Source organism: Streptomyces paromomycinus, assembly GCF_003865155.1.
In the GTDB taxonomy this organism is placed as follows: domain Bacteria; phylum Actinomycetota; class Actinomycetes; order Streptomycetales; family Streptomycetaceae; genus Streptomyces; species Streptomyces chrestomyceticus.
This window is the reverse complement of the sequence record NZ_BHZD01000001.1, coordinates 3,050,992-3,075,281: the sequence shown is the minus strand read 5'-3', so window position 1 is coordinate 3,075,281 and position 24,290 is coordinate 3,050,992. Positions and strand designations below refer to the sequence as shown.

Genomic DNA, 24,290 nt, shown 5'->3' with positions numbered 1-24,290 from the left:
GCGGCCGCCCGGTGTCCGCGCCCGCCCGGGCCACGTGTCCGGGCCCGGGCGGACCGTATCGCGAGACCCCCGAACCCTTCCTCATGAGCCCGACGTAATGTGTCGGGCAACCAGCTAGATCCAAGGAGATACCCGAAGTGGCCGAGCTGTTCTACGACGACAACGCCGACCTGTCCATCATCCAGGGCCGCAAGGTCGCGGTTCTCGGCTACGGCAGCCAGGGCCACGCCCACGCCCTCTCCCTGCGGGACTCCGGCGTCGACGTCCGGGTGGGTCTGCACGAGGGCTCGAAGTCGAAGTCCAAGGCCGAGGAGCAGGGGCTGCGCGTGGTCAGCCCGGCCGAGGCGGCGGCGGAGGCCGACGTCATCATGATCCTGGTGCCGGACCCGATCCAGGCGAAGGTCTACGAGGAGTCCGTCAAGGACAACCTCAAGGACGGCGACGCGCTGTTCTTCGGACACGGCCTGAACATCCGCTACGGCTTCATCAAGCCGCCGGAGAACGTCGACGTGTGCATGGTCGCCCCCAAGGGCCCGGGCCACCTGGTGCGCCGCCAGTACGAGGAGGGCCGCGGCGTGCCGTGCATCGCGGCCGTCGAGCAGGACGCCTCCGGCAACGCCTTCGCGCTGGCCCTGTCGTACGCCAAGGGCATCGGCGGCACCCGCGCCGGCGTCATCAAGACCACCTTCACCGAGGAGACCGAGACCGACCTCTTCGGTGAGCAGGCGGTGCTCTGCGGCGGTGCCTCGGCGCTGGTCAAGGCGGGCTTCGAGACCCTGGTCGAGGCCGGCTACCAGCCGGAGATCGCCTACTTCGAGTGCCTGCACGAGCTGAAGCTGATCGTGGACCTCATGTACGAGGGCGGCCTGGAGAAGATGCGCTGGTCGATCTCCGAGACCGCCGAGTGGGGCGACTACGTCACCGGCCCGCGGATCGTCAACGACGCCACCAAGGCCGAGATGAAGAAGGTGCTCGCCGAGATCCAGGACGGCACCTTCGCCAACAACTGGATGGCGGAGTACAACGCCGGCCTGCCCAAGTACAACGAGTACAAGAAGGCCGACGAGGACCACCTGCTGGAGACCACCGGCAAGAAGCTCCGCAAGCTGATGAGCTGGGTCGACGACGAGCAGTAAGCCGTACGGCACGGGGCCGTGGCAGCCGCCGCGGCCCCGTTCGCCATGACCGGCGCCCGGCCCCCGCCACGGTGTTGTCCACCGCGTCGCACCACTACCGGGTGATCCTTCCGAAACGGCGGATGAACGGCCGGGGGCCACCACTACACTGCACACCACAAGCGCGTCAGGCTCACAGCGTCGTGCGTCTTCCACGCGGCTGCCCCCTTCACCGCCTTCGGCCGTCGGGACGGCCGTCCTCCCCGTAGCCATCAGGGGCACGGGTGGGGCCCCCAGGACTAGTGAGGACTGAAGACCACGTGAGCTCGAAACCTGTCGTACTGATCGCCGAGGAACTGTCGCCCGCCACCGTCGACGCCCTCGGTCCGGACTTCGAGATCCGGCACTGCAACGGCGCCGACCGCGCCGAGCTGCTGCCCGCCATCGCCGACGTCGACGCGATCCTCGTGCGCAGCGCGACCAAGGTCGACGCCGAGGCCATCGCCGCCGCCCGCAAGCTCAAGGTCGTCGCCCGGGCCGGTGTCGGCCTGGACAACGTCGACGTCTCCGCCGCCACCAAGGCCGGCGTGATGGTCGTCAACGCGCCGACCTCCAACATCGTCACCGCCGCCGAGCTGGCCTGCGGCCTGCTGGTCGCCACCGCCCGCAACATCCCGCAGGCGAACACCGCACTGAAGAACGGCGAGTGGAAGCGCAGCAAGTACACCGGCGTCGAGCTGTCCGAGAAGGTCCTCGGCGTGGTCGGCCTCGGCCGGATCGGCGTGCTGGTCGCGCAGCGGATGTCGGCGTTCGGCATGAAGATCGTCGCGTACGACCCGTACGTGCAGCCGGCCCGCGCCGCGCAGATGGGCGTCAAGCTGGTCTCGCTGGACGAGCTGCTGGAGGTCGCGGACTTCATCACCGTCCACCTCCCCAAGACCCCCGAGACCCTCGGCCTGATCGGTGACGAGGCGCTGCACAAGGTCAAGCCGACGGTGCGCATCGTCAACGCCGCGCGCGGCGGCATCGTGGACGAGACCGCGCTGGCCAGCGCCCTCAAGGAAGGCCGGGTGGCCGGCGCGGGCCTGGACGTCTACGCCAGCGAGCCCTGCACGGACTCCCCGCTGTTCGAGTTCGACCAGGTCGTCGCCACCCCGCACCTCGGCGCCTCGACGGGCGAGGCGCAGGAGAAGGCGGGCATCGCGGTCGCCAAGTCGGTGCGCCTGGCGCTGGCGGGCGAGCTGGTGCCGGACGCGGTCAACGTCCAGGGCGGCGTGATCGCCGAGGACGTCAAGCCGGGGCTGCCGCTGGCCGAGCGGCTGGGCCGGATCTTCACCGCGCTGGCGGGCGAGGTGGCGGTCCGTCTGGACGTCGAGGTGTACGGCGAGATCACCCAGCACGACGTCAAGGTGCTGGAACTGTCCGCGCTCAAGGGCGTGTTCGAGGACGTGGTGGCCGAGACCGTCTCGTACGTCAACGCCCCGCTGTTCGCGCAGGAGCGCGGTGTCGAGGTGCGCCTGACCACCAGCAGCGAGTCGGCCGAGCACCGCAACGTGGTCACGGTGCGCGGCACCCTGTCCGGCGGCGACGAGATCTCGATCTCCGGCACCCTGGCGGGCAACAAGAACCAGCAGAAGATCGTCGCGGTCGGTGAGCACTCCATCGACCTGGCGCTCGCCGACCACATGGCCTTCCTGCGCTACGGCGACCGCCCCGGCGTCGTCGGCACGCTGGGCCGGATCCTCGGCGAGGCGGGCATCAACATCGCGGGCATGCAGGTCTCGCGGGCCGACGCGGGCGGCGAGGCGCTGGTCGCGCTGACCGTCGACGACACGATCCCGGCGCCGGTGCTCGCCGAGATCGCCGACGAGATCGGCGCCACCTCGGCGCGCGCGGTCAACCTCACGGACTGAGCCACGGCCGCGGACGTCCGACACCGGGCCCGGGCCCCGCTGCGGCGGGGACCCGGGCCCGCTGCCGTGCGGCACTCGCGACGGTGGGGGAGCGGTCGGTCCATCACCCGTTCGGCCTAGTGCGGACCGAAGCCGGGCGCCCCGCAAACTCGCCGTCGAGCCGGTGTCCCGGGGGTTTTCCGACTCGCTGCGCGCTGCGGGGCGGCGCGCAATGGGAACTGCGCGTGCCCCCTGCCGGCGCGTGCGGAAGGAGAGCGACGCCATGAACGCACCCCTGGGTGAGAACCCTCAGGATCTGACCAAGATGAACGTGGTCGACGCGGAGGGCACCAAGGTGGGCTCGGTCCAGCAGATCTACCGGGACGACGCCACCGACGCGCCCGAGTGGATCACCGTGCGCACCGGCCTGTTCGGCATGAAGGAGACCTTCGTACCGCTCGCCGGAGGCCGGCGGGTGGGCGACGAACTGCAGGTTCCGTACACCAAGGACCAGATCAAGGACGCCCCGCGGATCGACGCGGACGGGCACCTGGAACCGGCCGAGGAGGAGCGGCTCTACCGGCATTACGGGATGTCCCGGCCGGGGACCGCACCGACCGGCACGGTCCCCGGGCGGACCACGACCACCGGAGCCGGGATGGGCACCGCCGGTGCCGCCGGGGCGGCCGGCATGCACCGGCCCGAGGAGCGCCGCCGGGAGCGGACCGAGTCCGCGCCGCTGGCGGGCGCGGGGGCCGGGGCCGGTGCGATGGCGATGTCCCGCGGCCGGGACGACGCCGCGCGGTCCAAGGAACAGAACCCGGAGATGCTCATCTCCGAGGAGCACGTCGAGATCGGCACCGAGGCGCACGAGAGCGGCCACGCCCGGCTGCGCAAGCATGTGGAGACCGGCGAGGTGCACCGCTCCGTACCCGTCAGCCACGACGAGGCACGCATCCGGCGCGAGAAGATCACCGAAGAGGACCGCCGCAAGGCGCGGGGCCGGCAGCCGGAGCTGGGCGACGGTGAGCTGGACGTCACGCTCTACGAGGAGCAGGTCGTCGTCCGCAAGGAGAACGTGCCGGTCGAGCGGATCCGGCTGGAGACCGAGCGGGTCACCGAGCAGCAGGAGGTCAACACCGAGGTCCACCGGGAAGAGGTGGAGTTCGACGACGGCAAGGGCACCGGCCGACGTGACCGGCGCGGCCGTGGCCAGGGGCCCGAGCGGGGCCGCGGCGGTCCGGGCACCGAGCGGGGCCGGTAGAGCGCCGGCACCCTGGGCGCCGCCGCTTCCGGCAGTCCGCCGCACCACGGGCCCGGCCCGCCGCACCCTCAGCGCGGCGGGCCGGGCTCCGTACTGCCGTCGGCGGCCGGGCTCGCTCCGTGCTGCCGTCGTCGGTGGCCGGGTTCCGTACGGCCGACGACCGGCCGGGCTTCGCCCGTACGCCTGCCCGGCATACCGCGTCCGGTACCGCTGCCCGCCGGGCATAGGCTGACCGCATGGGACACCGTGAAGACCTGCTGGAAGGGGCCAAGCGCTGCCTCCTGGAAAAGGGGTACGCGCGCACCACCGCCCGCGACATCGTGGCCGCATCCGGCACCAACCTGGCGTCCATCGGCTACCACTACGGCTCCAAGGACGTCCTGATGCGCCAGGCGCTGGTGGAGTCCGTCGAGGAGTGGGGCGCCGGGCTCGCCGGTACGGAGGAGGCGGGCGGCGGGGAAGCGGCCGGTGACCCCGTGGAGCGCTTCGCGGCCGGGTGGGACCGCATCCTGCGGAGCTTCCTGGAGCAGCGCGACTTCGTGGCCTCCCAGGTCGAGGTGCTCGGTCTGCTGCCCCGCGATCCCGAACTGCGCGCGGCGCTGGCCACCGTCCTGCCGGAGGGCGGCGAAGGGCTGGTCGCGGTCTTCGAGAACGTACCGGACACCGAGGTGGACGCGGAGTCGGCGCGCGTCGTCGGCTCCTTCTACCAGGCGCTGCTCACCGGTCTGATGGTGCAGTCCCTGGTCTCCCCGGCGGCGCTGCCCTCGGGCGGCGACCTCGTGGAGGCGATGCGGCGGGTGCTCTCCGGCACGGTGCTTCCCGCGACGGTGCGCGGACCGGGGGAGGAGCGCACGGGCGGCGGAGCGGCCACCTCCTGACGGTACCCGGCCGCCCGCCGGCCTGCTCGCCGCGCCCTGGCCGCCCGCCTCGTGACCGTACCCGGGCCGCCCGCGGGCCCGGCGCCGGTGTCCGCCCGCACCGGTCAACCGGCCGAGAGCGTTCGGTATTTGACCGACCGGCCCTTGTCCGGTCGCGCCGCCGCGCTCTACGCTCGCCGTACGGGACCAGGCAGCAGCTGCCGCCGGGCCCGGATCTCCCAGACCCAGAGGTCGCCGAGCAGTCCGCACCCAAGACCGGCCGGAGATCCGCGCCACGCAGCGAACACGCGCCTCCGGCCCCGCCCTTCCCGGCCATCACCAGCCTGGGGTCCTCCCGCGCGCCCCCGGCCCACCAGGAAGGGCGGATCGTGCCAGGTGAGGGGGAAGAGGAGCCCCGTCGCCCGGCAGTCGGTCGCCGCCGGTTCCGGTTCTTCTCCCGGCGGCGGCCGCATCTTTTGCGGGCGGGCACCCCGTAGCCGCGGTCTCGTGTCCGCTGCACGGGTACCGGCCGCAGAGTCTTATCGTCCGTCCGGACCCGCCGCCTGTCCAGTACTCAACAAAACCCTGTCCGTGGACGCCTCACAGCCGCGCCGTCTTCAGCGCCATGTGGAGCAGCAGGCGGTCGCCGCCCTCGTCCAGGTCGAGTCCGGTCAGCTTCTCGACGCGGCCGAGCCGGTAGTACAGCGTCTGCCGGTGGATGCCGAGCGCCTGGGCCGCGCGGCCCGCCTGGCCCGCGCAGTCGAGGAACACCTCGGCGGTACGGGCGAGTTCAGTGTGCGCGGGCGTCAGCAGTGGTCGTACCGGCGGGTCCGGTTCGACCGACGGCAGACCCGTCAACAGGCGGTACGCGCCGATGGCGTCCCACTCGGCCACCGGGCCCAGCCGGGGTTCGGCGCGCGCGGCCCGCGCCGCGGCCAGCGCCTCGTGCCAGGCGGTGGGCAGACCGGCCAAGTCCCGCACGGGCGTGCCGAGTCCGGCGGCGCCGGGCAGCGTACGGACGTCCGCCCCGGCCGGCGCCAAGCTGCCGCCCGCGCGCGGCGAGCGCAGCAGGTGCTCGGCCACCGTGTGGGCCGCGGCGAGGGCCGACGGCGAACGCAGCCGTACGAGCGCCGCCAGTGAGGGGGCGTCGGCGGCCGCCCGCGACGGCGGAACGGTGGCGGATCGCCGTCCTCCGGGGGTGGACGACGGGGTGCCCGAAGCCGGTGCCGGCACCTCCTCGGCCGCCCCGCTCCCGGCGGGCAGCGCGCAGGCGGCCAGCAGCCCCGGCAGGTTCGGCAGCGGCGCGTGATCGGCCTCCGGCACGTCCCACGGCGTCACCGCGACCACCAGCAGCGGCGCGTCCGCCGCGGACCGCAGCCCGTCGCGCAGCGCGGCCGCCGCGGCGGTGCGCTCCGTGGGACGCGAGACCAGCAGCGCGCGCAGCAGGTCGCCCAGTTCGGCGCCCGCGCGGGCCTCCGCCGCCAGCAGGGCGCCGATGCCGGAGGCCGACTCCATCGCCTGCTCGATCCGGGGGTCCGGCGGCGCGCCGCCACCGCCCAGCTCCAGGTCGGTCAGGTGGCCGTCGTCCAGGAGCCAGACATACCCGTGCACGATGCCGCGATGGCGTACGGGCAGACAGATCCGGCCCTTGAAGACCCCGGCGGCCGGGTCGGGCGGAATGCGCAGCGCCGTCTTCGCGCGGGCGATGCCGAACGCCTCGAACCAGGCCCGTACCGCCGCCGTCGAGCGGCGCTGGAGGATCGAGCGGGTCCGTACGGGGTCCATGACCAGGTCGTCGTCGCCCTCGTGCGCCCCGAAGGCGATCAGGCCGAAGTCGCGGTCCTCCAGGGTCGCCGGGGCGCCGAGGGCGGCCGAGATCTCGTCCACGAGCTGCTGATAGTCGCCCCGCATGTGCCGTATGGCTCCTTTCCGGCTGGCGCTTTCGAGCCGTACGGCCGTCGCTGTCCGTGCGGCCACCGGGGAGGCCGGGCCCTCCGGTGCCGTTGTGGTCCCCCTCCATTGTCATACATCTGTCTGAGATCCCGGCCACGAAGGCCAGACAGCTGTCGATGGCCGCGAACTGGCGAGATCCTTAAGTTTCAGGTGGCTCATCTCGCCGTCGCGCCCGCCTGCCAGGCGCCCGCCCGGCTTGTCATCTTGAATCGTGGAGGTGCCCCGTGCTGGGTCCCGTGCTTCTCGCAGCAGCCCGCAGCGACAGCATCCGCCGAGTCGTCTCGGCGGCCCCGGTCACCCGTCCGGTCGTCGACCGGTTCGTGGCCGGTGAGCGGCTGGACGCGTCGATGGCCGCCGTGCGGTCCCTGGCGGACCGCGGGATGGAGGTCACCCTCGACCACCTCGGTGAGGACATCACCGACCCGGCCGAGGCGCTGCGCAACCGCGACGCCTATCTCCAGCTGACCGCCGCCCTCAAGGACCTGGGCCTCGGCGAGCGCGCCGAGATGTCGGTCAAGCTCTCCGCCTTCGGCCAGGCCCTGCCCGGCGGCCACGAGCTGGCCCTGAAGAACGTCACGCCGGTCGTCGAGGCCGCCGCCGAGGCCGGCACGACGGTCACCCTGGACATGGAGGACCACACCACGGTCGACTCCACCCTGGCGATACTCGGCGAACTGCGCGCCCGCTTCCCGCAGACCGGCGCGGTGCTCCAGTCCTACCTGTTCCGCACCGAGGACGACTGCCACGCGCTCGCCGGGGAAGGCTCCCGCGTGCGCCTGGTCAAGGGCGCCTACAAGGAACCCGCGACGGTCGCGTTCCAGGACAAGCGGGAGGTCGACAAGGCGTACGTACGCTGCCTGAAGATCCTGATGGCCGGCGAGGGCTACCCGATGATCGGGTCGCACGACCCCCGCATGGTGGCGATCGGCCAGGAACTGGGCCGCCGCTTCGGCCGCAAGCCCGCCGAGTACGAGTTCCAGATGCTGTACGGCATCCGCGAGGCCGAGCAGGAGCGCCTGGTCACCGAGGGTCACCGGATGCGTGTCTACATCCCGTACGGCACGGACTGGTACGGCTACTTCATGCGCCGCCTCGCCGAGCGCCCCGCCAACCTCGCGTTCTTCCTGCGCTCGCTCGTCACCAAGAGCTGAGCCGGGTGGCCGGCCCCGCGGCCGGACCGCACGCGCCGGGCCGCCCCCGTGACCCGGCGCCCACAACTTGACGTACCCGCACACCCCCGACCGAAGGAGACGGCCGACATGGACGCCGTGACCCACGTCCCCGCCCCGTACAACGAGCCGGTGCACGGCTACGCCCCCGGCTCCCCGGAGCGCGCCCGCCTGGAGGCCAAGCTCAAGGAGCTGGCCGGCAACCCGATCGACCTGCCGATGACCATCAACGGCGAGAAGCGGATGGGCGGCGGCGAGCGCTTCGACGTCGTGCAGCCGCACAACCACCAGGCCGTCATCGGTACGTACGCCAACGCCACCCGCCAGGACGCCCAGGACGCCATCGACGCCGCCCTGGCCGCCGCCCCGGCCTGGCGCGCGATGTCCTTCGACGACCGTGCCGCGATCCTGCTCAAGGCCGCCGACCTGCTGTCGGGCCCCTGGCGCGAGACCATCGCCGCCTCCACGATGCTCGGCCAGTCCAAGACCGCCCAGCAGGCCGAGATCGACGCGCCCTGCGAGCTGGTGGACTTCTGGCGCTTCAACGTCCACTTCGCGCGCGAGCTGCTCCAGGAGCAGCCCCCCGTCCAGCCGAACGGTGTCTGGAACCGCCTGGACCACCGCCCGCTGGAGGGCTTCGTCTACGCGATCACCCCCTTCAACTTCACCGCCATCGCCGGCAACCTGCCGACCGCGCCCGCCCTGATGGGCAACGTCGTCGTCTGGAAGCCGTCGCCCACGCAGACCCACTCCGCGATCCTGCTCATGCAGCTCCTGGAGGAGGCCGGCCTGCCCAAGGGCGTCATCAACCTCGTCACCGGTGACGGCAAGGAGGTCTCCGAGGTCGCGCTGCCGCACCCGGAGCTGGCCGGCGTGCACTTCACCGGCTCCACCGCCACCTTCCAGTACCTGTGGAAGGCGGTCGGTGAGAACATCACCAACTACCGCTCCTACCCGCGCCTGGTCGGCGAGACCGGCGGCAAGGACTTCATCGTCGCCCACCCGACCGCGGACCCGGCGATCCTGAAGACGGCGATCACCCGCGGCGCGTTCGAGTACCAGGGCCAGAAGTGCTCCGCCGCCTCCCGCGCCTACATCGCCCGCTCCACCTGGGAGAACGGCTTCAGGGACGACCTGGTGGCGGAGGTCGAGGGCCTCACCATGGGTGACGTCAGCGACCTGTCGAACTTCATCGGCGCCGTCATCGACGACCGCTCCTTCGCCAAGAACAAGGCCGCGATCGACCGCGCCAAGGAGGACCCGACCTGCGAGATCGTCGCGGGCGGCAGCTACGACGACTCGGTCGGCTACTTCGTGCGCCCGACCGTGATCGCCTGCTCGGACCCGGAGAACGAGGTCTTCAAGACCGAGTACTTCGGACCGATCATCGCCGTCCACGTCTACGAGGACGCCGACTTCGACGCGATGCTGGAGCAGATGGAGTCCGCCTCGGCGTACGCCCTGACCGGCGCCGTCCTTGCCCAGGACCGCCAGGTCCTCGTCGCGGCGTCGGAGAAGCTCCGCTTCGCGGCCGGCAACTTCTACCTCAACGACCGCCCCACCGGCTCCATCGTCGGCCAGCAGCCCTTCGGCGGCGGCCGCGCCTCGGGCACCAACGACAAGGCGGGCTCGAAGTTCAACCTGCTCCGCTGGATGTCCCCCCGCGCCATCAAGGAGACGATGGTCGCGCCGACGGACTACCGGTACCCGCACATGGGCTGATGCGGTAGCCGCATGACGCCGACGGCCCGGCGCTCCCTTGGTGGGGGTGCCGGGCCGTCGGCGTGGGGTCAGGTGTCGTTGCGTTGGGGGCCGGTGATCGAGGCGTCGATGACGAAGCCCTTGGCGGGGCCTTCGGGGATGGTGATGTCGGTGCCGTAGGGGACACGGTGTCCGGCGGCGTAGTCGGCTTCGCCGGGGCAAGGGGTGGTGAATACGGTGACCGTGCCGCGACGGTCGTAGGTGTCCAGGAGGACGTAAACGGGGATGCCCGCTCGCGCGTAGGCGCGGCGCTTGCGGTCGCGGTCGCGGGTGATGCCGTCCTGGTCGGGGGCGACCACTTCAGCGATCACGGGCACGGCGGACGCACGGATGCCGATGTCGTCCTGGACATCGTCCTCATCGGTGTCCCTGAGCGCGATCAGGACGTCCGGCATCCAGACGTTGCGGCGGTGCACCACGTACATGCACTGGTAGGGCACGTACGGGGTGCCGGTCAGGTGCAGGCTGAGAGCATCGCGGAGCCTGTTGGCTCTCCCGGCCTGCGCGAGGTGCCCGGTCCGCCACACTTCGATGAACCCTTCGACGATCTCCGTGCGGAAGCCTTCGGGGGTCTCCAGAGCTTTCCACGCCTGCCACCTGGCCTCTTCGAGTTCCGAGGGAACGTCGGGGTCGCGCAAGGCCATGGCGTGGCTCCTCCGTGCATCGGGCGTGCCCGGCCCCATGGCACAAGCTACGCCGCCACGCTACGGAGCCGTGTTCGCCCGCCGCTGCCGTTCGTCGGACGATCACTCGAACGAGCAGCTCAGGCCATAGCCCGTCTCAGATAGTAGGAAGCCCAAGTAATTGTGCAGACATCACGGCTCCGCTGGCTTAGCTTTGTAGGAGCCGAACGTTCCGCTCCATCGAGCGGCGGCGGGTGCGGCCCGGTGCGTGTGCGCAGGTGATCCCTGCCGGCGCCGTGGCCCCCGCGTATGTCGGCCGTTTCCGGAAGGACGCTTCCGTTCATCTTCTCGGGGCTTTGGCATTGGAGGCGCATCATGACCAAGACCGCTGTCCGCAGGATCCGTCACTCCGCCCGTGCGACCGGCGAGGCCGACCGCAAGAACGCCGCCGCGGCGCTCCAGCGGGCGCTCGACCGCCGGGACAACGGCGGCTCGACCGGGCACTGAGCCCGGGGCCGCCCGGAGGGCACCGGCGGGCGGGTGTGCGGCGCGCCGAGCGCGCGGGCACGCCCGCCCCTGCCGTGCTCAGAGGCCGTGCTCAGCGGCGCCGGGTGACCTCGAAGCGGTCGATGCTCTCGCCGGACTCGGCGAGGGCCGTCACCTTCATCCGCGGCCGGTGGCCCGGCAGCACCTCGACGGCGATGAAGGAGTAGCCGGTGTAGCGGACCCGCGACCACTGCGCGGCTTCCTTGACCTTCACCTTGCCCTCGGTCCAGTGGTACGTGTCCACGTGGTCGAGGTCCTTGACGTGGCCTTCGTAGCTGTCGGGCACCGGGAAGTCGTAGAGCGACTTGCCCGCGCCGCCCGCGGTGACGTACACGATGCCCTCGCGCGAGGAGTCCACCGTCTCGCCGATGGGCATCTTCTTGGAAACCCGTCCGCCCTTGATGGCGTCGGTCCGCTCGTAGACGTGATTGTGACCGTTGACCACCAGGTCCACCTGGTGCTTCTCGAAGAGCGGCAGCCAGGCGTCGCGCACGCCGCCCTCGGAGGCGTGCGCGTTGGTGGTGGAGAAGGCGCAGTGGTGGAAGAAGACGACGATGAAGTCGATGCCGCGCGCGGCGCGCAGTTCGCCGAGCTTGCGGTCCAGCCACTTGGTCTGCTTGCCGCCGGTGACGCCGAGGTTGGCGGGGATCTCGTACGAGACGTCGTTGGCGTCGAGCGCGACGACGGCGACGTTGCCGTAGGTGAAGGAGTAGACGCCGGGCGCGTTCTCGGCGTCCGGGCCGTTGTCCGGCAGGCTCCAGCGGGCGCGCTGGCCGCCGTACCCGTTGGGGGAGTACCAGGCCTCCATGTCGTGATTGCCGGTCGTCACCATCCACGGCACGGTCTTGGCCACCGACTCGGTCTGCGCGAGGAACTGGTCCCACTGGCGCGCGTCGTAGGTGTCGTGGTCGGTGCCGCTGCCGTCCGGGTCGGCGTAGCAGATGTCGCCGGCGTGCAGGTGGAAGGACGGGTTCTGGCCCAGGATGAGCTGGTCGTTGGCGAGGGCGTGGTAGCTGACGCCCTGGTCGCCGAAGGCGGTGAAGACGAACCGCTCGGCGCGGGCCGGGGCGGTGCGGAAGGTGCCGAGGGTGCCGAAGTGCCGGGAGTCGGCGGGGTCGAAGCCGTCGTGGCCGACTCCGTAGTAGTACGTCGTGCCGGGACGCAGGCCGTCGAGCGCCGCGTGCAGGTAGTACTGGTCCACCGCGGGCAGCTTCTTGCTCAGCGCGGGCGTGTGCAGGTCCCGTACCTCGGCGTGGATCTTGCGGCTCAGGTCCCACGGGCGCAGCCCCACGCGCAGGAACGGGTGCTTGACCGCGAACGGCACCTGCCACGAGACGCGCATCTGGTGCCGGGGGTCGGCGCCGAAGGCCAGGTGCCGGCCGAACGGCGCGACCAGCGAGCCGTGCACGGCACCGGTGGCGGGGGAGGAGAGCAGGGTGGGGGAGGGGGCGGCCGCCTGGGCGGGCCCCGCCAGGAGGCCGCCGCCCGCGACGGCGCCGGCGGTCGCGGCGGAGGTGCGCAGCAGACCGCGGCGGGTCAGCTTCGTGCGGAGGTACTCGTGCTGCTCGGGCATGCTCATCCGGCCGGCGAGCCGTTCGGGGATGCCCACGCGTGGTGTGTCCATGGATCGCAACGTCGCAGCACTGTCCGACCGGTCGGGGCCCGGCGGGTGAACGGCAGGTGTCCGGCTGCCCATGTGTCCGTATGCCGGACGCCACGTGTCAACCACTGGGACGAAGAGTAGGGTCCAGCCATGTCTCGCAGCATTCGCCTCGCAGTGATCCCCGGTGACGGTATCGGCCAGGAGGTCGTGGCCCAAGGGCTGAAGGTCCTCGGCGCGGTCCTCCCGCAGGACGTCAAGCTGGAAACCAAGGAGTACGACCTCGGCGCCCGGCGATGGCACGCCACCGGCGAGACCTTGCCGGACGCGGAGCTGGAGTCGCTCAAGGAGCACGACGCGATCCTGCTCGGCGCGATCGGCGACCCGTCCGTACCGTCCGGAATCCTGGAGCGCGGCCTGCTGCTGAAGCTGCGCTTCGCCTTCGACCACTACGTCAACCTGCGCCCCTCCAAGCTCTTCCCGAACACCGCGACGCCGCTCGCCGGCCGTCCCGAGATCGACTTCGTCGTCGTCCGCGAGGGCACCGAGGGTCCGTACACGGGCAACGGCGGCAGCCTGCGCACCGGCACCCCGCACGAGGTCGCCACCGAGGTCAGCCTGAACACCGCGTACGGCGTGGAGCGGGTGGTCCGGGACGCGTACGAGCGGGCCGACGCGCGGCCGCGCAAGAAGCTGACGCTGGTCCACAAGAACAACGTCCTGGTGCACGCCGGTCACATGTGGAAGAAGATCTTCGACCAGGTGGGCGAGGAGTACCCCGAGGTCACCACCGACTATCTGCACGTCGACGCGGCGACGATCTTCTTCGTCACCCAGCCCGAGCGGTTCGACGTGATCGTCACCGACAACCTCTTCGGCGACATCCTCACCGACCTCGCCGCGGCCGTCACCGGCGGCATCGGCCTGGCCGCCTCCGGGAACATCAACCCCACGGGCGCCTTCCCGTCCATGTTCGAGCCGGTGCACGGCTCGGCGCCGGACATCGCGGGCACCGGCAAGGCCGACCCCACGGCCACCGTCCTGTCCACCGCCCTCCTCCTGCGCCACCTCGGGTACGACGCCGAGGCGGCCCGTATCGAGGAGGCCGTCGCCGCCGACCTCGCGGCGCGCGACCAGACCCCCCGCACCACCGGCGAGATCGGCGACGCGCTCGCCACGCGCGTAGCCGGCTGAGGCCCGCCGCTCGCCGAGCGAACACGCGCTGACCGACAGCGCCGGGCCGCACCTGTGCCCGGCGCTGTCACGCAGGTCCGCGACTGTGCTACCGCCGGGTTGGGTGCGACCATCGACCCCTGGCAGGCGCCCACGGACCCGCCCTCGGAACTCCGGCGTCCCACCCTTCCCGCACCACGGCATTTCCGTCCCCGGCACCTCGGGAGCGATAATCGAACGTGGAGCCGCTGTACGAGGGGAAATACCGGACGTCCTGTACCGACAAGGACTTCGTGAGCGCGGCCCCACAACCTCACCGGTGAAGGACACGCACTCATGACGACGCCCACGATCGAGCTCAAGCCCTCCTCCCACCCGCTCTCCGACGCGGAGCGGGAGCGGGCCCTGGCCAGCCCCGGCTTCGGCCGGTACTTCACCGACCACATGGTGACGATCAAGTGGACCGAAGGCCGCGGCTGGCACGACGCCCAGCTGGTGCCGTACGCCCCGCTGTCCATGGACCCGGCCAACATGACGCTGCACTACGCGCAGACGATCTTCGAGGGCCTGAAGGCGTACCGCCAGCCCGACGGCACCGTCGCCACCTTCCGCCCGGACGCCAACGCCCGGCGCTTCCAGGCGTCCGCCCGCCGCCTCGGCATGCCCGAGCTGCCCGTCGAGACGTTCGTCGCGGCCTGCGACGCCCTGGTCAAGCAGGACAAGAACTGGGTGCCGACCAACGGCGAAGAGTCGCTCTACCTGCGCCCCTTCATGATCGCGAGCGAGGTCGGGCTGGGCGTCCGGCCCGCCAACGAGTACCTGTTCATCGTGATCGCCTCGCCGGCCGGCGCCTACTTCACCGGCGGCGTCAAGCCGGTCTCGGTCTGGCTCTCCCAGGAGTACGTGCGCGCCGTGCGCGGGGGCACCGGCGCCGCCAAGACCGGCGGCAACTACGCGGCGTCCCTCGTCGCCCAGGCGCAGGCCGCCCAGCACGGCTGCGACCAGGTCGTCTGGCTGGACGCCCTGGAGCGCCGCTGGATCGAGGAGATGGGCGGCATGAACCTGTACTTCGTGTACGGGAACAAGATCGTCACCCCGGAGCTGTCCGGCTCCCTCCTCCCCGGCATCACCCGCGACTCCCTCCTGAAGATCGCCACCGACCTGGGCTACGAGGCCGCCGAGGGCCGCATCTCCGTCGACGACTGGAAGGCCGCCACCGAGGACGGCTCCCTGACCGAGGTCTTCGCCTGCGGCACCGCCGCCGTGATCACCCCCGTCGGCTCCGTCAAGTCCGAGGCCGCCTCCTGGACCGTCGGCGACGGCAAGCCCGGCGAGGTCACCATGAAGCTCCGCAAGGCCCTCCTGGACCTCCAGACCGGCGCCACCCCCGACACGCACGGGTGGATGCATCCGCTGGGCTGATCCGTCTCGCACGACAACGAACGGCCGTCCGGTTTTTCGCCGGGCGGCCGTTCGTCATTTCCGGGCGCCTTTCACGGGTGCGTACGCAGATACCGGTGAATAGCCTCGATGTCGGCCCGGTCCTTTTTCCGGGCCAGCTGTGTTTTCCACTCCAGCACCCTTATGAGCGGGGAGAAATTCAGGCCGCAGAATACGTCGGCTTCTTCGATCAGTTCGTCGACGTCGTACTCGAACCAGCCGTTCAGCACCTCGATGTCGCCGGAGAAGAACAGGACGTGATCGACGTATCCCAGCGGTGCCGGGACCGGATCACCCAGACCGGCCGCCCGTTTCCAGGCGGCTCCCCGGGCCACGACATCGAGGTCGCCGATGTCCGGCCTGATGCCGTGCGCCGGCAGGGGCTCGCTGCCCACAGGATCGTAAGCATGCGAACCGGACGTATCCGGCAGGACGAGGGGCGGTGCCCCGGAAGCAACTCGTACGGCCCCCCGCCGAACCGGTGCCGCCCGGCCCCGGGCCATGCCGCGTTTGCCCCGCGGCCCGGCCGGTTGCCCGTCCTCGGTACCTCGATACCGAGCGTCCCGGATGTCATGCGGCTCTCGATGTGGTCGACCTGAGGTTTCACGATCCGGGCGACGGTCCGCTGCGAACCGAATACGGCGGTCAAGCCTCAGGAGAGGACGATCCACACGTGGCCGTTTTACAGAGTCGCTGTGAGCCACCCGGTCGCGACGCCGATATCGGTATAGGCGTAAACCACTGCCGCGATGAGGAGTACCGCGATCCCGGCATAGGTGGAAATGGTGAATGAGGGCAGCGATATCGCGATGCGGTACGAGCCCGGCGGCCATGGCCTGGACAGGAGGGACAGGGCGAAGCTGAGCAATGTCGTCGCGCCCAGCAAGGTCCACACTTCGAGGGAACGGCCGGTCGGCAGGAGCGCCAGCGAGGTGTAGACGAGGGAAAACAGGACGGCATGCCAGGGCAGTTTCCTGTGCCAGTGCAAACCTGCCGGTACGGCCAGTGCGGCGATCACGGAGAAGGCGATGCGCTGTGCTTCCATGCGTTCCTCCACCGCTGGTGCCGAGGCCCGGAAGTTCCCGCTGCGACCCTCGCGACGTACCGCCCGGAGGTCTTACCCATCGCTGCCCAGGTGCCGGTGGGGCCATGCCGGGGCGGGGTGACGCTGTCGAGCGGCGCACGGTGTCGTGCATGTTTGAGTGCCGCTCTATAGGAGTGAAGCCGTAGTTGCCCGAGTGCTTGGCACTCTCCGAGAACAGAGTTAGAGTGCCGCACTAAAGCGGTGATGTACGGCGCCGCATACAGGTCGCGGGGCGGTCCGGACGGGGGCCGCCTCGCCCCACCCCGGGCGCCCGGCCCCGCCCCGCCCGACCGCACCCGGCCCCTCTCCCGTCCCGACTCCGGAGGACCCCGCTCATGACCACCCCCGCCGCCGACGGCTTCCGCATGCCTGCCGAGTGGGCTCCGCACGACCGGACGTGGATGGCCTGGCCCGGGCCCAACGCCACCTTTGGTGAGGTGGGTGGTGAGGGGCTGGAGCAGGCTCGCCGGGTCTGGGCCGGTGTTGCCCGGGCCGTGCGCCGGTTCGAGGCGGTCACGGTTGTGGCGGGTGCCGGGCAGGGGGACGGGGCGCGGCAGCTGCTCGGGCCGGGGATCGAGGTGGTCGAGCGGCCGTTGGACGATGCGTGGATGCGGGACATCGGGCCGACGTTCCTGACGGACGGGGCCGGGCGGCTGGCCGCCACCGACTGGGTGTTCAACGGGTGGGGTGGGCAGGACTGGGCCCGCTGGGAGCGGGACGCCGAGGTCGGTGCGTACGTGGCCGGGCTGGCCGGGGCTCGTACGTACCGGTCGTCGTTGGTGAACGAGGGGGGCGGCCTGCACGTGGACGGCGCGGGAACGGTCCTGCTGACGGAGACCGTGCAGCTCGACCCCGGACGCAACCCGGGGCGGACGAAGGAGGAGGCCGAGGCGGAGGTGCACGCCTGCCTCGGTACGACGAAGGCGATCTGGCTGCCGCGCGGACTGACCGCCGATTACGGGCAGTTCGGCACGCGGGGGCATGTGGACATCGTCGCGGCGTTCGCCCGGCCCGGTGTCGTCGTCGCGCACGTCCAGCCGGATCCGGCCCATCCCGACCACGAGGTGTGCCAGGAGATCGTCGGGCTGCTGCGCGCTTCGACCGACGCGCGCGGGCGACGGCTGGAGGTGGTCGAGGTGCCGGCGCCGACCGTCGTCGAGGTGGAGGGTGAGCTGGTGGACTACTCGTACATCAACCACTACCTGTGCAACGGCGGCGTGGTGCTGTGCGCCTTCGATGACCCGCGCGACGAGGAGGCCGCCGCGATCTTCCGGCGGCTGTTCCCGGAGCGGACGGTGACACCGGTCGACGCCCGTACGATCTTCGCAGCAGGCGGTGGCATCCACTGCATCACCCAGCAGCAGCCCAAGGCGGGCGCAGTGTGACGTTCCCGGAGGTTCCCGTGCCCGGACCGGTCCGACGACCGCGGCGGCGGCTCACCCAGCCGCGCGAGCAGGTCCTCGCCGCGGCCATGACCACCATCGCCGAATCGGGCCTGGACCGGCTGACCATGGCCGGGCTGGGCCGCGAGGTCGGGATGAGCAGCGGGCACATCCTCTACTACTTCGGTACCAAGGACGAGCTGCTGCTCCAGACCCTCCAGTGGAGCGAGGAGCAGCTGGGCGCCCGGCGGCGGGCCGCGCTCGCGCGTCGTGTCCCGGCGCGCGAGCGGCTCGACGCGCTGGTGGAGCTGTACCTGCCCGAAGGGCACCGGGACCCGCGCTGGACCCTGTGGCTGGAGGTGTGGAACCGCTCGCAGAACGCGGACGACGAGGCCCGCGAGCGCCAGCTCGACCTGGAACTGGCCTGGCACCGCGACCTGGTGGCGCTGCTGGTCGAAGGCGCCTCCAAGGGCGAACTGCGGGCCGTGGACGCGGAGCGCTTCGCCACGCGTACGCGCGCGCTGCTGGACGGCTTCTCCACGCACCTCGTCGTCGGCCTGCCGGGCCTGGACCGGCAGCAGGTGTTGGGGCATGTGGGGGAGTTCTTGGACGAGGCGCTGGGGGATGAGGGAGAGGCGTGACCGCGGACGCCTGACACTCGGCCCGGGTTGTACGGAAAAGAGCGCATTGACCCTGCCGCCGCTGGTGCGGTTGGATCCCCTGGCGCTCCGGCGCAGGGCCGGAGGCGGGTGTTTCCGGGGGGAAGCATGGGTGTGGCCAGGGGTACGGACAGCGGCAGACGTGCGTTACCGGGGGCCGTGGCGGCCGCCGTACTCGTCGGGGCGGTGGCGCTGAGCGGCGCCGGTGCCGACGCGCCCGCGGTGGCGGCGGGCGGCCACGGGCCCCGTACCGAACGGGTGAACACGGCGCCCGACGGCTCGGAGGCGGTCGGCGGCGGCTCGTACAACGCCGCGATCAGCCCCGACGGCCGGTACGTCGCCTTCGACTCGGAGGCCGACAACCTCGTGCCGGGCGACGACAACGACGGCACCCTCGTGCACGACGTCTTCCTGCGTGACCGCCGTACCGGCACCCTCCGCCGCCTCAACGCCCCGCTCGGTCCCGGCAACGCCGACTTCGCCACGATCAGCGCGGACAGCCGCTACGTGGCCTTCAACGCCGAGACGGGCGGGATGAACGGGACTTACCACGTCTACGTCTACGAGATTCGTACCGGCCGTCTGGAACGCGTCGACCTGGACATGGACGCGAACTTCACCGGCGGCGAGACGCCCGCGCTCAGCGCCGACGGCCGCTACGTCGCCTTCGTGGGCCTCCAGGCCACCGCCCCGCCGCAGAACGAGGAGTCCGGCCGGATCTACGTACGCGACCGCCGGACCGGGACGACCCGGCGGGCCAGCAGGGTCCCCGCCAAGGAGGGGCGCGGCTACGATTCCCCGCGCATCAGCGCGGACGGCTCCCAGGTGGCCTACCGGGAGCGCAGCCGGCGCGGCGGCGGCCCCGTCGGCGAGCGAGACTGGGCCGACATCTACCTCGCGGACCTGCGTACCGGCGAGCAGCGGCAGATCGACACCACCGCCGACGGCCTGCCCGCCACCTCCGGCTCCACCGACCCGCTGATCAGCGCCGACGGCCGTACCGTCGCCTTCAACTCGTCGGCCAAGAACATCGTGCCGGTGCCCGACGAAGCCCGCTCCTACGTCTTCGTGCGGGACGTCCGCAGCGGTGCGATCCGGCGGGTGGACGGTATCAACGGCAATCAGTACGCCGACGCCGACGCGATCAGCCCGGACGGCCGGCGCCTGCTGCTGCACTCCTACGGCGTCGAGTACGGGCTGTACGTCAAGGACCTGCGGACCGGGAAGGACACTCTGGTCAGCCCCGGCACCGACGGCAAGCCCCGGGCGGCCACCGCCGGGCCCGACGGGATGACACCGGACGGCCGCAAGGCCGTCTTCGAGTCGCACCTCGACGACCTGGTCGACGGCGACACCAACTACGAGACCGACGTGTTCCTGCGCATACTCCGCAGGTAACGAAGCGTGATCGTTGCCCGCCGGGCTCTTGCCGCGGCGGGCGGCGTCGGCGACCGTGATCGGTCATGGGACGAGAGCAGTGGAAGAAGATCTGGGTCGGCTCGGCCGGCAACATGGTCGAGTGGTTCGACTGGTTCGTGTACGCCAGTTTCGCGGTGTACTTCGCCGACTCCTTCTTCCCGAAGGGGAACGACACCGCCAACCTCATGAACACCATGGGGATTTTCGCGGTCGGCTTCTTCATGCGGCCGGTGGGCGGCTGGCTGCTCGGCCGGGTCGGTGACCGCAAGGGCCGCAAGGCCGCGCTGACCCTCACCGTCACGCTGATGTCCGCCTCGGCCGTCCTCATCGCCGTCGCGCCGACCTACGCGGTGGCCGGGTACGGCGGCGTCGCCGTGCTGCTCATCGCCCGCATGCTGCAAGGGCTCTCGGTCGGCGGTGAGTACGCGGCCAGTGCCACCTACCTCACCGAGGCGTCCGCCCCCGGGCGGCGGGGCTTCGCCTCCAGCTTCCAGTACGTGTCCATGACCGCGGGCCAGCTCCTCGGGCTCGGCCTGCAGATCGTCCTCCAGCGCACCATGTCCGAGGACGCGCTGCACAGCTGGGCCTGGCGCATCCCGTTCATCATCGGCGCGCTCGGCGCGGCCGTCGTCTTCTACCTGCGGCGCAACATGCTGGAGACGGAGGTGTACGCGCAGGACGACAGCGCGCAGAACGACCCGGAGCGCGGCACGCTCAAGGCGCTGTGGGCGCACCGGCGAGAGGCGTTCCTCGTCATCGCCCTCACCATGGGCGGCACCGTCGCGTACTACACGTACACGACCTACCTCACCAAGTACCTCTCCGGCAGCGCCGGCCTGGACAAGCCGACGGCCTCGCTGGTCAGCTTCTGCGCCCTGTTCGTCTTCATGTGCATCCAGCCGCTGGCAGGGCGGCTCTCCGACCGCATCGGCCGCCGCCCGCTGCTGATCACCTTCGCGGTCGGCTCGACCTTCCTGACCGTGCCGATCATGACGCTCCTCAAGCACGCCGGCAGCTTCTGGCCCGCCCTCGGCCTCGCCCTGCTCGCCCTGCTCGTCGTCACCGGCTACACCTCGATCAACGCCTGCGTGAAGGCCGAACTCTTCCCCACCGGCATCCGCGCCCTCGGCGTCGCCCTCCCGTACGCCATCGCCAACGCCCTCTTCGGCGGCACGGCGGAGTACGTCGCGCTGTGGTTCAAGAAGGGCGGCATCGAGTCCGGCTACTACTGGTACGTGGCAGGCTGCGCGGCGGTCTCGTTGATCGTCTACATCACCATGCGCGAGACGAAGACGATCGACCTGAACAGGGTGAAGCAGGCGGAACAGACCCCCGTCTCACGTCCGCAGCCGGCGCAGAAATAGCCCGTCCGGCGTTTGAGGACACAGGAACCGTCAATGCTGACGGCCCGCAGCCAGACCCGAGCCCGTCCGGCGCGAGGACACAGGACCGGCCCCCCAGTGGGCCCGCACTGTGAGACACCCGGCCACCCCCCGGGAACATATGGCAGGATGCCCCCATGCTCCCGTTCGCCACGATTATTGGCAGCAGGCGCGCCGGTCCGCAGTGACCGTCCCGTACCCACCCGAGTACGGCGCGGTCACCGTCGCCCCAGACCCGCGCGCAGACCTCTCGCATCCGCGAGGGGTCTTTTCGTTTCCGGCCCACCTTCCGCCGGAGGCGGAGCGCGCGGGACCACGAGGGGGCGGTGGAACCGGTTATTCCGGTAAACCGAGACCCCGACAGGAGCCCGACCAGCCATGACGGACGCACCCGAACCCGAACCCGCGCTGTCCGACGCCTTCCACGTCTTCGACACCACGCTGCGCGACGGAGCCCAGCGCGAGGGCATCAACCTGACCGTCGCGGACAAGCTGACCATCGCCCGGCACCTGGACGACTTCGGCGTGGGCTTCATCGAGGGCGGCTGGCCCGGCGCCAACCCCCGGGACACCGAGTTCTTCGAGCGGGCCCGTACGGAGATCGATCTCCGGCACGCCCAGCTGGTCGCCTTCGGCGCGACCCGTAAGGCGGGCGTACGGGTCGAGGACGACCCGCAGGTGGCGGCGCTGCTGGCGTCGCAGGCGCCGGTCGTCACGCTGGTCGCCAAGTCGCACGTACGGCACGTGGAGCTGGCGCTGCGCACCACGCCGGAGGAGAACCTCACGATGGTGCGGGACACCGTCGCGTACCTGCGCGCACAGGGCCGCCGGGTCTTCCTGGACTGCGAGCACTTCTTCGACGGGTACGCCCTCGACCCGGATTACGCCAAGCAGGTCGTGCGGACCGCGAGCGAGGCCGGCGCCGACGTGGTGGTGCTCTGCGACACCAACGGCGGCATGCTCCCCGCGCAGGTCGGGGCCGTCGTACGGACCGTGCTGGCGGACACCGGGGCGCGCCTGGGCATCCACGCCCAGGACGACACCGGCTGCGCGGTGGCCAACACCCTCGCCGCCGTGGACGCGGGCGCCACCCACGTCCAGTGCACCGCGAACGGCTACGGCGAGCGGGTCGGCAACTCCAACCTCTTCCCGGTCGTGGCGGCCCTGGAGCTGAAATACGGACGCCAGGTGCTGCCCGAGGGCAAGCTGGCCGAGACCACCCGCATCTCGCACGCCATCGCCGAGGTCGTCAACCTCACGCCCTCCACCCACCAGCCGTACGTCGGCGTCTCCGCGTTCGCGCACAAGGCCGGGCTGCACGCCTCCGCCATCAAGGTCGATCCGGACCTGTACCAGCACATCGACCCGGCGCTGGTCGGCAACAGCATGCGGATGCTGGTCTCCGACATGGCGGGGCGCGCCTCCATCGAGCTCAAGGGCAAGGAGCTGGGCTTCGACCTGAGCGGCGACCGAGAGCTGGTCGGCCGGGTCGTGGAGCGGGTCAAGGAGCGTGAGCTGGCGGGGTACACGTACGAGGCCGCCGACGCCTCCTTCGAGCTGCTGCTGCGCGAGGAGGCGGAGGGGCGGCCGCTGCGGTATTTCCGGGTGGAGTCGTGGCGGGCGATCGTCGAGGACCGGCCGGACGGTACGCACGCCAACGAGGCGACGGTGAAGCTGTGGGCCAAGGGCGAGCGGCTGGTGGCCACCGCCGAGGGCAACGGTCCGGTGCACGCGCTGGACCGGGCGCTGCGGGTGGCGCTGGAGCGGATCTATCCGCAGCTGGCCGGGCTGGAGCTGGTGGACTACAAGGTCCGCATCCTGGAGGGCCGGGTGGGCACCGGTTCGATCACCCGGGTGCTGGTGTCGACCAGCGACGGGCAGGGGGAGTGGTCCACGGTCGGCGTCGCCGAGAACGTCATCGCCGCGTCGTGGCAGGCACTGGACGACGCGTACGCGTTCGGGCTGCTGCGGGCCGGGGTCGAGCCGCAGGAGTAGTTCGCGGCGCGCGGGCACGACCGCGGCCCCGTACCGGTCCTTGGGGGAGGGGCCCGGTACGGGGCCGCGGGGTTCTCAGGAGCCTGCGGCTCAGGTGGCGGCCTTCACCGCGGAGATGTCGAAGGTGAGCTTGACCTTGTCGCTGACCATCACGCCGCCGGTCTCCAGCGCCGCGTTCCAGGTCAGGCCCCAGTCGGAGCGCAGGATCTCGGCGCTGCCCTCGAAGCCGACGCGCTCGGCGCCGTACACGTCGGTGGCCGAGCCCTGGAACTCCAGGTCGATGGTGAGCGGCCGGGTGACGTCCTTGATCGTCAGGTCGCCGGTGAGCCGGTAGGTGTCGCCGCCGACGCGCTCGGCCGCGGTGGACCGGAACGTCATCAGGGGGAAGGTGTCGGCGTCGAAGAAGTCGCTGCCGCGCAGGTGGGCGTCGCGGTCGGCGATGCCGGTGTCGACGGAGGCGATCGTGACGTCCACGGCGGCGGTGGAGCGGGCCGGGTCGGCGCCGTCCAGGTGGAGGGTGCCCTCGTGGGTGCCGAAGGCGCCGCGGACGTTGGTGACCATGGCGTGCCGGACGGTGAAGCCGATCCGGCTGTGCGCCGGGTCGATGGTGTAGTCGCCGGTCAGGGCGGCGAGGGCCGGGTCGGCGTCGAGGACGGCGGCGGGCCGCCGGGCGGTGGTGCGGCCGGCGTCCGCGGCCGTGGCCGTGGCGCGCTTGCGGGTGAACAGAGCCATGGCTCCTCCTCGGAAGTGAATTGTTAAACCTTCAACGAGATTGAGCGTAGCGCGATCTAGTTCAAGTTTCAACAGTTCCCTCACGGGGGAGTGATGCGGGTGTTCCGGTGGGCCCGCCCTGGGGTGGCGGACGTGTCATGGGCATTGTCGGAGCGCCGCAGCCCGTGCTAGACCGTCGGACACCGCTCCACCAGACCGTTTTCCGTACGCACCTGACGTTCGTGACGTTCACGGAGAGGACGGA

Annotated in this window: 20 protein-coding genes; 14 read left to right on the top strand and 6 right to left on the bottom strand. The window is 71.2% G+C overall.

Annotated elements, in window-relative coordinates; genetic code table 11:
• The first annotated feature begins 137 nt into the window (after window positions 1-137).
• The 4 genes from ilvC (at window position 138) to OEIGOIKO_RS12400 (ending at window position 5,149) form a co-directional block, all read left to right on the top strand.
• On the top strand, window positions 138-1,136 hold the full coding sequence (ilvC, locus tag OEIGOIKO_RS12415; protein WP_030018316.1) for a ketol-acid reductoisomerase: 999 nt from the start codon (window positions 138-140) through the stop codon (window positions 1,134-1,136).
• 299 nt (window positions 1,137-1,435) lie between these two features.
• Window positions 1,436-3,028 (top strand): phosphoglycerate dehydrogenase, encoded by a 1,593-nt coding sequence (gene serA / locus OEIGOIKO_RS12410; RefSeq protein ID WP_125054086.1) that lies wholly within the window; start codon window positions 1,436-1,438, stop codon window positions 3,026-3,028.
• Between the two features lie 262 nt (window positions 3,029-3,290).
• The gene (locus OEIGOIKO_RS12405; RefSeq protein WP_125054085.1) at window positions 3,291-4,271 is read left to right on the top strand and encodes a PRC and DUF2382 domain-containing protein; all 981 of its coding nucleotides are present in this window, start codon (window positions 3,291-3,293) and stop codon (window positions 4,269-4,271) included.
• Window positions 4,272-4,507: 236 nt separating this feature from the next.
• On the top strand, window positions 4,508-5,149 hold the full coding sequence (locus OEIGOIKO_RS12400) for a TetR/AcrR family transcriptional regulator (protein ID WP_125054084.1): 642 nt from the start codon (window positions 4,508-4,510) through the stop codon (window positions 5,147-5,149).
• A gap of 579 nt (window positions 5,150-5,728) precedes the next feature.
• On the opposite strand, the gene OEIGOIKO_RS12395 is transcribed toward OEIGOIKO_RS12400, so the two are convergent.
• Window positions 5,729-7,039 (bottom strand): helix-turn-helix domain-containing protein, encoded by a 1,311-nt coding sequence (locus tag OEIGOIKO_RS12395; protein WP_125054083.1) that lies wholly within the window; start codon window positions 7,037-7,039, stop codon window positions 5,729-5,731.
• Between the two features lie 266 nt (window positions 7,040-7,305).
• Between OEIGOIKO_RS12395 and OEIGOIKO_RS12390 the strand changes: the two genes are divergently transcribed.
• Both OEIGOIKO_RS12390 and pruA read left to right on the top strand, forming a co-directional pair.
• On the top strand, window positions 7,306-8,232 hold the full coding sequence (locus OEIGOIKO_RS12390) for a proline dehydrogenase family protein (RefSeq protein WP_125054082.1): 927 nt from the start codon (window positions 7,306-7,308) through the stop codon (window positions 8,230-8,232).
• 108 nt (window positions 8,233-8,340) lie between these two features.
• On the top strand, window positions 8,341-9,972 hold the full coding sequence (gene pruA, locus OEIGOIKO_RS12385) for an L-glutamate gamma-semialdehyde dehydrogenase (protein WP_125054081.1): 1,632 nt from the start codon (window positions 8,341-8,343) through the stop codon (window positions 9,970-9,972).
• Window positions 9,973-10,040: 68 nt separating this feature from the next.
• On the opposite strand, the gene OEIGOIKO_RS12380 is transcribed toward pruA, so the two are convergent.
• A complete protein-coding gene (locus tag OEIGOIKO_RS12380) occupies window positions 10,041-10,655 on the bottom strand; it encodes a Uma2 family endonuclease (protein ID WP_125054080.1) in 615 nt (204 codons plus the stop codon).
• 354 nt (window positions 10,656-11,009) lie between these two features.
• On the opposite strand from OEIGOIKO_RS12380, the gene OEIGOIKO_RS43505 reads away from it, so the two are divergent.
• Window positions 11,010-11,141, top strand: a complete 132-nt coding sequence (locus OEIGOIKO_RS43505; RefSeq protein WP_274535863.1) for a hypothetical protein — start codon at window positions 11,010-11,012, stop codon at window positions 11,139-11,141.
• A gap of 91 nt (window positions 11,142-11,232) precedes the next feature.
• On the opposite strand, the gene OEIGOIKO_RS12375 is transcribed toward OEIGOIKO_RS43505, so the two are convergent.
• Window positions 11,233-12,804: a purple acid phosphatase family protein gene (locus OEIGOIKO_RS12375; protein ID WP_125054079.1), complete on the bottom strand. Its 1,572-nt coding sequence runs from the start codon at window positions 12,802-12,804 to the stop codon at window positions 11,233-11,235.
• A gap of 129 nt (window positions 12,805-12,933) precedes the next feature.
• On the opposite strand from OEIGOIKO_RS12375, the gene OEIGOIKO_RS12370 reads away from it, so the two are divergent.
• Together OEIGOIKO_RS12370 and OEIGOIKO_RS12365 are read left to right on the top strand one after the other, a co-directional pair.
• On the top strand, window positions 12,934-13,974 hold the full coding sequence (locus tag OEIGOIKO_RS12370; RefSeq protein WP_125054078.1) for a 3-isopropylmalate dehydrogenase: 1,041 nt from the start codon (window positions 12,934-12,936) through the stop codon (window positions 13,972-13,974).
• A 315-nt stretch (window positions 13,975-14,289) separates the two neighbouring features.
• A complete protein-coding gene (locus OEIGOIKO_RS12365; protein WP_125054077.1) occupies window positions 14,290-15,375 on the top strand; it encodes a branched-chain amino acid aminotransferase in 1,086 nt (361 codons plus the stop codon).
• Between the two features lie 71 nt (window positions 15,376-15,446).
• On the opposite strand, the gene OEIGOIKO_RS12360 is transcribed toward OEIGOIKO_RS12365, so the two are convergent.
• Both OEIGOIKO_RS12360 and OEIGOIKO_RS12355 read right to left on the bottom strand, forming a co-directional pair.
• Window positions 15,447-15,788, bottom strand: a complete 342-nt coding sequence (locus tag OEIGOIKO_RS12360; protein WP_218039990.1) for a hypothetical protein — start codon at window positions 15,786-15,788, stop codon at window positions 15,447-15,449.
• Window positions 15,789-16,075: 287 nt separating this feature from the next.
• Entirely contained in the window at window positions 16,076-16,438 is a 363-nt protein-coding gene (locus OEIGOIKO_RS12355) for a hypothetical protein (protein ID WP_125054076.1), read from the bottom strand.
• A 374-nt stretch (window positions 16,439-16,812) separates the two neighbouring features.
• Between OEIGOIKO_RS12355 and OEIGOIKO_RS12350 the strand changes: the two genes are divergently transcribed.
• The 5 genes from OEIGOIKO_RS12350 (at window position 16,813) to cimA (ending at window position 23,314) form a co-directional block, all read left to right on the top strand.
• Window positions 16,813-17,862 (top strand): agmatine deiminase family protein, encoded by a 1,050-nt coding sequence (locus OEIGOIKO_RS12350; protein WP_125054075.1) that lies wholly within the window; start codon window positions 16,813-16,815, stop codon window positions 17,860-17,862.
• Between the two features lie 17 nt (window positions 17,863-17,879).
• Complete coding sequence (locus OEIGOIKO_RS12345; RefSeq protein ID WP_125054074.1) at window positions 17,880-18,500, top strand: TetR/AcrR family transcriptional regulator; 621 nt, start codon at window positions 17,880-17,882, stop codon at window positions 18,498-18,500.
• 177 nt (window positions 18,501-18,677) lie between these two features.
• Window positions 18,678-19,916 (top strand): TolB family protein, encoded by a 1,239-nt coding sequence (locus OEIGOIKO_RS12340; RefSeq protein ID WP_125054073.1) that lies wholly within the window; start codon window positions 18,678-18,680, stop codon window positions 19,914-19,916.
• Between the two features lie 65 nt (window positions 19,917-19,981).
• A complete protein-coding gene (locus OEIGOIKO_RS12335) occupies window positions 19,982-21,301 on the top strand; it encodes an MFS transporter (protein WP_125054072.1) in 1,320 nt (439 codons plus the stop codon).
• A 396-nt stretch (window positions 21,302-21,697) separates the two neighbouring features.
• Window positions 21,698-23,314: a citramalate synthase gene (gene cimA / locus OEIGOIKO_RS12330; RefSeq protein ID WP_125054071.1), complete on the top strand. Its 1,617-nt coding sequence runs from the start codon at window positions 21,698-21,700 to the stop codon at window positions 23,312-23,314.
• Window positions 23,315-23,404: 90 nt separating this feature from the next.
• On the opposite strand, the gene OEIGOIKO_RS12325 is transcribed toward cimA, so the two are convergent.
• Entirely contained in the window at window positions 23,405-24,046 is a 642-nt protein-coding gene (locus tag OEIGOIKO_RS12325) for a YceI family protein (protein ID WP_125054070.1), read from the bottom strand.
• Window positions 24,047-24,290 lie beyond the last annotated feature (244 nt).